Source organism: Halomonas sp. 3D7M (assembly GCF_014897885.1).
GTDB lineage: Bacteria > Pseudomonadota > Gammaproteobacteria > Pseudomonadales > Halomonadaceae > Vreelandella.
Genome location: NZ_JABUZF010000120.1, coordinates 1 through 10981, shown reverse-complemented (window position 1 = coordinate 10981; position 10981 = coordinate 1). Strand labels below are relative to the sequence as shown.

The 10981-nt window shown below is 56.5% G+C and carries 12 protein-coding genes and 3 pseudogenes; 12 read left to right on the top strand and 3 right to left on the bottom strand.

The genetic code is table 11. The features are described from left to right. Positions 1-206, top strand: a pseudogene (locus INT22_RS20300) (hypothetical protein); the annotation flags it as partial. A 68-nt stretch (positions 207-274) separates the two neighbouring features. On the opposite strand, the gene INT22_RS20295 reads toward INT22_RS20300, so the two are convergent. Then, on the bottom strand, positions 275-544 hold the full coding sequence (locus INT22_RS20295; protein WP_193061184.1) for a hypothetical protein: 270 nt from the start codon (positions 542-544) through the stop codon (positions 275-277). 24 nt (positions 545-568) lie between these two features. On the opposite strand from INT22_RS20295, the gene INT22_RS05435 reads away from it, so the two are divergent. From INT22_RS05435 to INT22_RS05425, 3 genes are all read left to right on the top strand, one after another. Then, on the top strand, positions 569-916 hold the full coding sequence (locus INT22_RS05435; protein ID WP_095604405.1) for a hypothetical protein: 348 nt from the start codon (positions 569-571) through the stop codon (positions 914-916). Positions 917-1422: 506 nt separating this feature from the next. Continuing rightward, positions 1423-1791 (top strand): hypothetical protein, encoded by a 369-nt coding sequence (locus INT22_RS05430; protein ID WP_193061165.1) that lies wholly within the window; start codon positions 1423-1425, stop codon positions 1789-1791. A 277-nt stretch (positions 1792-2068) separates the two neighbouring features. Continuing rightward, positions 2069-2995, top strand: coding sequence for a hypothetical protein (locus INT22_RS05425; protein WP_193067838.1), 927 nt, complete (start codon positions 2069-2071; stop codon positions 2993-2995). Between the two features lie 86 nt (positions 2996-3081). On the opposite strand, the pseudogene INT22_RS22040 reads toward INT22_RS05425, so the two are convergent. Both INT22_RS22040 and INT22_RS05415 read right to left on the bottom strand, forming a co-directional pair. Continuing rightward, positions 3082-3255 (bottom strand): annotated as a pseudogene (locus INT22_RS22040) (hypothetical protein); the annotation flags it as partial. 125 nt (positions 3256-3380) lie between these two features. Next, positions 3381-3896: a hypothetical protein gene (locus INT22_RS05415; protein WP_193061161.1), complete on the bottom strand. Its 516-nt coding sequence runs from the start codon at positions 3894-3896 to the stop codon at positions 3381-3383. Positions 3897-4301: 405 nt separating this feature from the next. Here INT22_RS05415 and INT22_RS05410 point away from each other — a divergent pair, with 405 nt between their 5' ends. The 8 genes and pseudogenes from INT22_RS05410 to INT22_RS05375 form a co-directional block, all read left to right on the top strand. After that, positions 4302-4700 carry a vWA domain-containing protein gene (locus INT22_RS05410; RefSeq protein ID WP_193067837.1) on the top strand — a complete coding sequence of 133 codons (399 nt, stop codon included), beginning with the start codon at positions 4302-4304 and terminating at the stop codon, positions 4698-4700. Then, positions 4700-5818, top strand: a complete 1119-nt coding sequence (locus tag INT22_RS05405) for a hypothetical protein (RefSeq protein WP_193067836.1) — start codon at positions 4700-4702, stop codon at positions 5816-5818. Before INT22_RS05410 ends, INT22_RS05405 begins: the two co-directional genes overlap by 1 nt. Beyond that, a complete protein-coding gene (locus INT22_RS05400; protein WP_193060162.1) occupies positions 5815-6579 on the top strand; it encodes a hypothetical protein in 765 nt (254 codons plus the stop codon). Before INT22_RS05405 ends, INT22_RS05400 begins: the two co-directional genes overlap by 4 nt. A 32-nt stretch (positions 6580-6611) precedes the next feature. Beyond that, complete coding sequence (locus INT22_RS05395; protein ID WP_193060161.1) at positions 6612-7019, top strand: hypothetical protein; 408 nt, start codon at positions 6612-6614, stop codon at positions 7017-7019. Positions 7020-7046: 27 nt separating this feature from the next. Beyond that, positions 7047-7799 (top strand): SH3 domain-containing protein, encoded by a 753-nt coding sequence (locus tag INT22_RS05390; protein WP_193060160.1) that lies wholly within the window; start codon positions 7047-7049, stop codon positions 7797-7799. Between the two features lie 152 nt (positions 7800-7951). Then, positions 7952-8344: pseudogene (locus INT22_RS05385) on the top strand (helicase C-terminal domain-containing protein); the annotation flags it as partial. A gap of 16 nt (positions 8345-8360) precedes the next feature. Continuing rightward, positions 8361-9143, top strand: coding sequence for a TSUP family transporter (locus tag INT22_RS05380; protein ID WP_193060159.1), 783 nt, complete (start codon positions 8361-8363; stop codon positions 9141-9143). 106 nt (positions 9144-9249) lie between these two features. Then, on the top strand, positions 9250-10981 hold a 1732-nt coding region (locus tag INT22_RS05375), incomplete at its 3' end, for a type I restriction-modification system subunit M (protein ID WP_193067835.1).

Here is a 10981-nt window from a genome sequence, read left to right as displayed (position 1 = left end):
CTTTCGCAGATCGCGCCGCAGCCAGCCGCGCTGAATATGCGCTGAAGCGCCAAACGCCAAGCCGAAAACGCCAATGGGCCACTCAGTGGCCGATTAGCGATTTTTTCGCCTCGGCGTTGGATAGGCAACTTTCGCTGATGACTGAATGGCCGATTTACCGGACAACGCGTCAATGGCGGCTCTGTTTAGGCCTAAGCGAGAGGTGATCAAGCGCTTTACACGGCCTGCCTCAATTAGCTTGCCGATACCGATACTAGGTTCATTGGCATCGTTTTTAATCAGCGTCAGGTTGCGTTGACCGCTGGCGCGATTCACCATCGGCGACCAGTTCGATGCCCCATAATAGGCCAGCGCCGCGCACATGGCCGACCCAGTCGTAGTGCTCGGGATTACCAGGTGTAGTACAGACATAGGGCGTTATGTCTTGGCTTAGGCTATGTCTGGGGGTGGCCAGGAATAGACCGGAGGTGACAGTTGCGCCACAATCGGGCAATCTAACGCCCTTTTTCGCCAGTGCTAATGGGCGGAGCTCATTAAATTTCAATCATCATTCAGCATGGAGTGCAGTGTGGCAGTTTACGGCGGTATTCAGGCGCATGAATTGGAACGTTGGTTAAATGCATTAACCAACGCGGCCTATGATCGACGCTGCCCACTTTCCAAAGTGCACGGCGGCAATGCCCGTGCTCGCACTGCTCGCCAGGACTTGCTGCATCTCGCCCAGGCTTTCCGTAGCGGCGAACGAATTCGCGATGATGTGGCCGCTGGCTTAAGCCGTTGGTGCCAGCACTACCTAACAGAAGCGGAATGGTATGTGCTGGTGGGCGGCCGCAAACCCGTTGCCCAATCAAAGGCGTTATCCTCTGCTGCTGATGACGATGCGCTGGACGTACTTTATCAGCACCGGGTGGGTTAACCTGCTTCATCAAGCACTGTTACAATGGATAGATGAGGCTATGTTGGTATCTGTTGTTGGTGTGCTTTAAAAACACTGTATAAACTGCTGTTTATCCAGTGTTCTTCTGGAGCACGCCATGAAACAAGCAAACCTCGAAGCCCTCGAGCAGACACTGGCCTCCCTACCCCGTTGATTTCAAGAAATACCTAGCAGACCGCTTATTGGGCAAATCAGCTCCCGAACTTTTCGTTATGAAAGCAGTCCTTCACGTCCCTGGCGATTTTGGCTTTTGATGGCTGCCTACGAGAAAGGTGCCCAGCCAAACATTCGTTCAGCGAGATCGTCAGCAGCACCGCGAAGACGACGACAGCCTTCACCAGCACCGGAACCTTGGCGCAAACTCTTTATTCTACAAATAATGACACCAACCCCTCTGAACGAACGGGGCACTGTTGGTTCGGTTATGTGATTCTTCCGTTCAAGGCTCGGGATAGGCGGGCGGCATCTTGTAATCGGAGCTAACCATGTCACGGTTTCCCAAATCCGCTTTCGGTCTTTGCATTTTCGGGTTCGTCCTCCTGACGGGATGTGGAACGCTAGAATACCAGGCCGAAAGAAAACATTGTGAAGCAGAGTGGATGCTGAAAATCCCGCCGGTTTATCGACAGGAAGCCGTTACCAAATATCGCAGCGAAACACGGCTGACGGGCAAGATGACCTGCACAACTGAGGATTCAATTACCAACTGCACGCAGGACACCGAGACAATCTCGGTTCCCTACATGGCGATTGAGACCGTCGATATCAAGAAGCAATTGCGCAATCCGCAGATTGCATCCTGCGCCGCGCGTGTCTGCTCAGCAAAATACGGCAACAGCAAATGCGAAATGTGATTTGCCGCTGCTGGAACCCTTCGCCTGCATGATGCAGGTCTATTTACAGATGATAGAGGGCCAACAACCACACCCTGAATGGGATGCCAGGCTGGCCCCCGTCAGTGTGAAGAAAGCGCATTACGCCGAGGGGAAACCCTGTGGGCGCCAGGGGCGTTCAGACGCCGCTGACGAAGCTTATCAGGCTATCGGATCGCCAGTAACGGAGCTGCACCACTCGCCCTGATCTCATCCGGGATGCGGGGGCAAAAGATACAAAGACAACGGAGAGTGCATCATGGATTTCGAGAAACCAGGACTAGGCGCGCAGTTTTCACAACTGGGCTACCTGCTCAAGCACACATTCACGATCATTGGCCGCGACACAGACATCTTGTCGCCCATCATACGGATGAGCGTCTATGCTGCTTTCGTGGTCGTGCTTTTCTTCGCTGGGATTGCTGCCATCATCGTTGGTATGGGCGGGACGGGCACCCTGTTGCTTTTGGCCATGGTGATTGTCTTCGTCTACAAGTTTTTCTACTACAATCATCAAGAATTGCGGCTGAGCCGGCTGGTCTATGATACGGCCTGCGGTCGAGACGCGACGGTACAGGGCGCGCGAAAGGAACTCGCCGACGTCAAAGGCAGGGCTCGGATCCTAGGATTGATCGACATGGCGAATGTATGGGTTGTCCTTAAGCGCGGGAACGGCGGATTGATCACCCGCCTCATCCTCGGTGCGCTCGTCGAGATTTGGGATTTGGTCAACCATTTCCTCCTGCCCGTGTTTGCCATCGACAAGCTGAGTTTCCGCGAAGGGGGCGAGCGTCTCCACACGCTGCGTGACCATGTCCCCGAAACGCTGGTCGGCGTCTTCGGCATCGACATCATGGGCAATGTCGTGCGCACGATTCTCGGCCCCCTCTACCTGATCGCGATCATCCTCGGCATCATCCTCGGCCTTGCGTCCGGGGGCTTCATGCCGACAGCGTTCTCTGCTGGCTCGCTGGGGGAGCTGTTCGGCAGCATTGGGGGAGCTGTTCGGCAGCATTCCGGACGGGCTGCCGCTCGACGAACAGACGCTATTCAACTGGCTACCGCTCTTCGTGCTTATCTTCCTAGCCTTCATCGGCAACGCGATCCTCGCGCGGCTGGTGACGGCGATCAAGGTGATCTACTTCACCCTGTTCTACACCCGCATCGCCCACGCGGATGCCCTTGACTCCGATATCCGGGACGAACTCGACGGCTACCTGAACCTCGGGAATGGCGACGCCTTCGCTTAAGGTAATTCGCCGTCCGATTTCGCTATGGGACAGAGTTGAATTTTCCAATGATTTCCACTCGTCGGTTTACGCTCCTTCCCTTGTCGGTCGCATTATCCGCGATCGGTTCCGCCTCGCCACGTCCCTCCGCTGTGACGGTGACGGCGCCCAAGACCGACTGACTGCTTAAATAGTCTTGCACGGCTAAGGCGCGATCTCGTGAAAGGGCAAGGTGTAGGTGTCATCACCAGTGGAATCGGTATGCCCTACGACGCGAAATTCACTCAGGCCCGCATCCGCGATGTCTTGCGCAAGCGCGTCGAGGGCATCCTGCGCCTCGGGTCATAATTCGGTGCTGTCCACTGCAAACAGAATGGCACCGTCCAGCACGAATCGCAGGGTGGAACCGATTGCCGCAACCGCATCGACATCCGCGCCCGCGAACCGCGTGCCGCAGCCATCCCCATCGTCGGTCAGGCTCACGAACCGGTAATTTGCATCCGCCGGCACCAGCCCCACCAAATCGACTTCGGCACGCCCGCCGCTGATGTCACTCAGATCGATCCAAGCCTCGCCGTCTTCCGAAATCGAGAGCGTCATACCCTCGACCTTCACATTTCCGGAAAAGTCGGGTGGCCCCAGGATCGCCTGTTGGTCACTTGCGGAGTCTTCGATCGTGCCTGTACCGGCCGAACGATCGACCACGGCATCCGCAAAGGACTTGTCACCCTGCGGTAGGAGCACGATTCCCCGCTTGCCGTCCTGGTATTCACGGGTTTCGTTTGGTTGTGCCAGCGTTGGGGCGGCCATGGCCATGCAGGCCAAGACCATAAAGCGTGATAATAGGGAGCGAAGCATAAATAGCCTCCTGGAACCAGTCACAACCTTGCAGAATTATTCATTAGTGCACGGTTGTTTGTAAGTTTGCTCCGACGTGATCGTAAGCCCGTGAACCCTTGGATGGGAGGCGCTGGTGAAAAAACATTACTTTGAAATTGACTCCAGCATCCCGTTCAAACGAACGGGGCGTACAGGTCGCGGAGCATGCTAACAATATCCCCATAGGTCGCGATACGAGAGGACAAGACTACAAATCAGAGCGGTCATCGGCCGGAAAACAGCAAGGAGAAGAACAAGATGAGCATGGCGATTGCGGAATATAACCCCAAATCGCACCGTCCGTGTCCTGATCGAATGTCGAGGCGCGATTTCCTATCGAACTGAGAATAATCGTCACGCGATAGTCAAGAGGAGGACCGGAAAATGAAATTGGGCGCACTGAGATTGGCCGAGATGGCACTGGTCGGCAGCATGACCTGCGCGGCAGCCGCGCATGCTGCGGACGACGTCGTGATCGTCTATGATGCGTCGGGGTCCATGTGGGGACAGATCGACGGCACCAGTAAGATCGAAATCGCGCGGGACGTGCTGACCGGATTGGTCAATGACTGGGACAAAGATACCAACCTGGGCCTCGTCGCCTATGGCCACCGCAGCAAGGGCGATTGCACCGATATCGAAACTCTGATCGCGCCGGGCCCGCTGCACAAGAGCGATTTTATCGAGACGGTCAATGTGATCAAGCCGGTTGGCAAGACGCCGATCTCGGCTGCCGTGCAACAGGCTNNNNCTCGGCTGCCGTGCAACAGGCTGCCGAGCTGATGTCCTACCGCGACAGTTCATCAACCGTCGTGTTGATCTCGGATGGGGTGGAAACCTGCAATGCCGATCCCTGTGCGCTGTCCGCAGAATTGGCAAAACAAGGCATGAACTTTACCGCACATGTTGTCGGATTCGATCTGAAAGAGGAAGAGAATGCCAATCTCTCCTGCATCGCAGAGAACACCGGTGGCGTTTTCGTTCCGGCCAGCAATGCCGCCGAGTTGCACGGCGCATTGGATCAGGTTCAAAGCGCCATGGACCTGAAGCCCGTCACGCCGGAACCTGAACCGGAAGAACCACCACCGCCCGAAGTGACGGTTTCAGGTCCTGCGCAGGCAACAACCGGCGCGGCCTTCGATGTAAGCTGGTCCAAAACTATCAACCCCAGAGACATGGTCGCCATCGTGCCGACCGGCGCGGATGAGGGTACGCGCGCCACCTACCTGCGCACCGAGGATCGCACCGAAGGCAGTCTGAAAGCCCCCGCCGAGCCGGGACTCTACGAGATCCGCTATATTCTCGACGTGGGCAGTAAGACGCTCGCGACCGCGTCCATCGAGGTGATTGAGCCAGAGATCGGCATTTCCGGGCCTGAAATCGTCCGCGCTGAGACTAAAATCGATATCACTTGGTCTTCAACGATCAATTCCAGGGACATGGTCGCGATCGTGTCGGCGGGTGCCGATGAGGGAACGCGAAACATCTATTTGCGCGCGGGAGACAAGACCAAGGGGCGATTGATCGCTCCCGCCGAACCAGGCCTCTACGAGATCCGCTATATTCTCGACGTGGGCAGAAAGACTCTTGCAAGCATTCCGCTGGAGGTCGTCGGAGCCGATGCGCCGCTGGACGATGGCGCGGGACTGTCGGTGCCAGAAACCGCAGGTAGTGGCGAGACGATCACAGTGACATGGACCGGCGAGAGCGACAGCACCGATCAGCGGATCGCGCTTGCGCACAAGGATCAGCCCGATTTTAGCTGGATCACGGTTCAGTCGGTCGCCGAGGAAAAATCTATTGACCTGACAATGGCGGATGAGGCGGGCCTCTATGAGGTTCGGTTCCTGGACGTTTCCGGGCGTGAGGTGCTTGGCCGATCCGTCGTGGAGGTGAAATGATGATACGCCGAGCTCTTTCCGTCACCATCCTTGTCGTCCTCGCATCGACTCCAGTCGCACGGGCAGAGGTAGACGGTAACGGCCCGGATTTGTGGCGCGTCACCGGCGGCGTTGCAGTCGATGACGTGCTGAACGCTCGTATGGGGCCGGGCACCAACTATCCGGTGATCGAGCAATTCGCCTCCGACATGGAACGTGCTGGATGGGTAGCGCAGCGCTTTATGACCCGCGACAACGGTGCCGCGTCAACATTGCCCGAGGGGGCGGGTTCTTCGGATGTGAGCAACCCGCTTGAAAGGTTGTCCGCACGTTTTCTGGAGGGATATGAAGAGCAGGATACCCTACAAGTACTCGACCAGGTCCTTGCCAATCTAGAACCAGTGAATTCGCAATCGTCGGTTTTTTTGCCAAGCGCGCAGATCAGGCCGCTGACCATGGCGGTTCTGGCTCTTGAGGCGGCTGAGGGAGTGCGCGGCCGAGTCCGCTACCGCATCACCTATGGTATTGAACCGTTTCCGGATCTGGCGAGCCGCGTTCCGTATCCCGTCAGCTTTATTCAGGTAGACCGCTTCAGCCTGGGATCGGCCATCCGCCAAGACGCAATCGATTCAATCGGGGCGGAGTACGTGGAACCTCCCGAAGCGTTCGACGTTGGCCCGCATGTGTCCTGGCGCTTCGTCACCAGGCCCGTGCAGGGGGCAGCGTCAGACATCGTGGCTGCCGGGCGGATCGAGCTGTCCGAAGCGCAGGCGCAGGGCTGACCTGCTTGAATAACCCTTGACTCTCACCTGTCATGGAGCTTGGAAACGCCGCCCTGTGGAGCGTAGAGAAAGAGACGCCGCTGAATACGGCATCGGTTCCTTTTGAGGTCGCACGTGCCGACCTTTTGACCCTCGCGGCCGCCATCGACGAGCTGACGGGCGAGAACAATTTTGGCGAGATTGGACAAGTTCGCGCCCTCCCCGATTTGCCCGATCCTTTCCTTGAGGCAGTGATCGAGATTGGCCTTGCGCAGGACTCTGTCCTGGATGCGGGTCTTCGCCGCAGTGGGCTGAAGGACGACTCGATCTCTGCGATCTGGCAGCGGCTGATCATCATTCCGATGGGGGAGAACGCTCAGACGCCCACCGCATATCGTGCAAAGACTTACGAATGCCATCGCGGTTCGCAGTTCCCGCCCGAGGGCGGATTGCGCCCATGATTCCCATGGCAGCCAAGGAGGTTCTGGATGCCTTGTTCAGTAAAGACAGTGGACAAAACCGGTAGGCGATCAATCGTTGTACACGGGGTTGTTGTGGTGCTCGCAGTTTGCGCGTCGTTGGTTTTTGGCGGTCTTCTGGCCTCTGCGCAGGAAGTCGGCACATACGCGTTTGTTGATGCTCAGGAACTGAACCTGCACGCGGCGCCGAGTACAGGATCATCCGTCATTCGCACCCTTCCCCGCAGAACGGTCGTCAGTATTCTTGAGCGTAAAGGGGGCTGGGCCCGGGTCTTTGTTCAGGGTGCCAATGGGGAACCGGCAGAAGGTTGGCTATCAACGCATTTTTTGGGCAGCAACGCGACAACAATCGCCGAGCTCCGCCCTGGCCAATCCGACGGACGCATTCGCAGACCCGCGCTGTCCAACCAACCTCATCGCTGGGCTGGGCCACTTAGGGTCAGCCAGCTCGACTTTGATTGTCGAAGGCCACTTTTTGGCAACAGCGGCATACGGAAATGTGCCGCAAGCGTTCGTGTCCAGTTATCCCCCGAGGAATACGATCCCAATCGCACCGACCGCGTTTTAGTCGCATGTCGAGGCGAGATCTCCTATCAAACGGAGAATGAAGGTTATGCAAAGCGCATCGTGGCATTCGAGAGGAGGAGCATCTCCCTTGATGACCGATTGGGGCACACGGTGAGAGTCGACTTCGATGTCCGCTCCGACAGAAGTAAAATCATTTCCGCTCAGCTCCAAGCCTTTTCCTGTGCACGGGATTAGGCAGCGGTGCTGGTCGTGCGCTGGCCACCCGCCTTCGCCACTCGTGAGAACCCCCATTGTAGCGCCCATGGAGAAATTCCTTCCTGTCCTGCTCTGAGCGAGCCAATCCCAGGTCAGGCTGCAGACCGGAAGGTGATTTCAGCTAATTCGCTGGCAGGGGGGAAGCCGAGCGCGACGCCTTTCTGGTGCGCTTTACCCCGGGTGGTAAGGGAATCGGCTTTGCCGTGCTAGGCGGTGCTTTTGCCGAAGGGGTCGATCTTCCTGGCGAGCGCCTAATCGGCGCGTTTATTGCCACCTTAGGCTTGCCGCCGTTTAACGACTTTAACGAAGCGCTGAAAACGCGCATGAACACCCGTTTCGGCCGAGGCGACGACTACACCTACCGCATACCCGGTATGATCAAAGTGGTGCAGGCCGCCGGAAGGGTGATTCGCAGCCCCGAGGATGAAGGGGTTGTGATATTAATGGACGACCGTTTTGCCCAAGCCAAAGTGCGTGCTTTGCTGCCACGCTGGTGGGGGCTAGACAACCACTCATCTTCTTAGAGGAGATGCACGAGCAATGACAGATTTACTCTGGTACCAGTACCTTCTCATCGGGCTTATTTTTGCCTGGAGCGGCTTTGTTCGCACCAGCCTTGGCTTTGGCGGTGCCGTGCTGGCGCTGCCTTTTCTGCTGCTGGTGGTCAACGAACCGCTGGTCTTCCTGCCAATTGTGGCCATTCATCTGCTGATTTTTTCCAGTTGGATTGCCTGGAGCGGCCATCGACAAGTGCAGAAAGTGGGCGTGGGAGGTACGTCGCCGGAAAGTAATATCGATTGGGGCTATTTAACCAAAGCCCTGAAAATCATGATCGTGCCTAAGTTGATCGGGGTGGTGGGGCTGTTAACGCTGCCCTCTCAGATCATGACCAACATCATTTTCGGCATTGTGATCATTTATGCCATTGGCTACGTGCTGAATAAACCGTTTAGAAGTAACAACAAATACGTCGATATCGTACTGCTGGCGCTTGGGGGCTATGTCAGTGGCACCTCGTTGATTGGCGCGCCGCTGATTGTCGCGGTGTTCGCCACTCACGTCGTCAAAGAGCAGCTGCGCGACACCATGTTCGTGCTGTGGTTTATCCTGGTGATGATCAAAATGGCGTCGTTTATCATCGCCGGCGTCGACCTCCAACTGATTCATCAACTATGGCTACTGCCCTGCGCATTTATCGGCCATTTGCTAGGCGAAAAAGCCCACCGCTACATGCTAAAAGCAGACACCGGGCTGTTCTTCCGCGTACTGGGAGCCGTGCTGATCTTGGTCAGTGTGGTGGGTCTGATTCACCCGCCAGGGTAGGGGGAGTTCAGGGCATACATTATGCCCCGCTGATCAATATCGCTGAGCTGTGTATGATGTGCCGCATTACTTACGAATTGCACCTACCTAGATGTGGAGATCCACCGTGAACACGGAGAGTCATTCTCAGCTTGCCGCTTTTATATGGTCGGTCGCTGATCTTTTGCGCGGTGATTTCAAGCAGTCCCAGTATGGCCGTATCATTCTGCCGTTCACGCTGCTGCGTCGCTTGGAGAGTGTTCTTGAGCCTACCAAGGCCAGGGTGCTAGAAGCTGCCGAGGATCATCAAAATAAGCCTGAAGCCGTACGTGAAAAGCTGTTGCTGCGCGCCGCCAATCAGCCGTTTTTCAACGCCTCACCGCTGAGCCTGAGTAGCCTTTCCGATACCCAAACCAGCGACGACCTAATGAGCTATGTGCAATCGTTTAGCCAGAGCGCCCGGGAGATCTTCGAGCACTTCGAGTTCGAGAGCTTTGTTCAGCAGCTCAGCGCCAATGACCTACTCTATAAAGTTGTGCGGCAATTTGCGGCGATTGACCTAAGCCCTGCACGGGTGACCAACCACGGTATGGGCGGTATCTTTGAAGAGCTTATTCGCAAGTTTGCCGAAAGCTCCAATGAAACCGCAGGGGAGCACTTCACACCCCGAGATATCGTCCATCTGACCACCTCACTGGTGTTGACCGGGCAAGAAGCCAAGCTTAGGCCCAATAGCATCGTTACCGTCTATGACCCAACCGCGGGTACCGGTGGCTTTCTTTCTGAAAGCGACGACTACATTCAGCAGGTCAGCCAGAACGTGACTGTTTCGCTGCACGGCCAGGAGCTCAACCCTGAGTCTTACGCCATCTGCAAAGGCGATATGCTGGTTAAGGGGCAGGAAGTCGAGCAAATCAAGCTGGGCAACACGCTCTCTGACGACCAACTGGCGGGCGAGCGCTTTGACTACATGCTCTCTAACCCACCGTTTGGCGTGGAATGGAAGAAGGTACAGACGCAAGTCACCGATGAGCACAAGCAGCGTGGCTACGATGGCCGCTTTGGCCCTGGTCTACCGCGTGTGTCGGATGGCTCGCTGCTGTTTTTGATGCACCTTGTGGCCAAGATGCGCAACCGCCAAGACGGTGGCTCGCGCATCGGCATCATCCTTAACGGCTCGCCGCTGTTTACCGGTGGCGCGGGCAGTGGGGAATCTGAAATTCGCCGCTACCTGCTGCAGCATGATCTGGTCGATGCCATCATCGGCCTGCCCACCGATATGTTCTATAACACTGGCATTGCCACCTATATATGGGTGCTTTCCAACAACAAGTCCGTCGAACGCAAAGGCAAAGTACAGCTGATTAACGCTACTGGCCGGGCCAGCAAGATGCGCAAGTCGCTGGGCAGCAAGCGCCAATACATTACCGACCGTGATATTGACGATATCGTGCGGCTTTACGGTGCCTTTGAAGAGAACAGCGAGAGCAAGATTTTCCCCATAGAAACGTTTGGCTATCGGCGGATTACCGTCGAACGGCCACTGCGCCTCAACTTTGTAGCCAGCGACGAACGTCTAGCCAAGCTGGACGACGAAAAAGCCATTCAGAGGCTAGATGAGGGAGAACAAACTGCCCTTAAAGCTGCCTGCGAGCAATTAGGTGAGCAGCGCTACACCAACCGGAAAGCGTTTACCAAGGCGCTGAATGCGGCGCTCAAGGCTGAAAGCTTAAAAGTTGGCGCACCCGTACAGAAGGCCATTTTCAACGCGCTTTCCGAGCGCGACCCGGAAGCAGATATCTGCCTGGATAAGCACGGCAATCCCGAGCCAGACACCCAGGGAAAATGCATGAAAACCC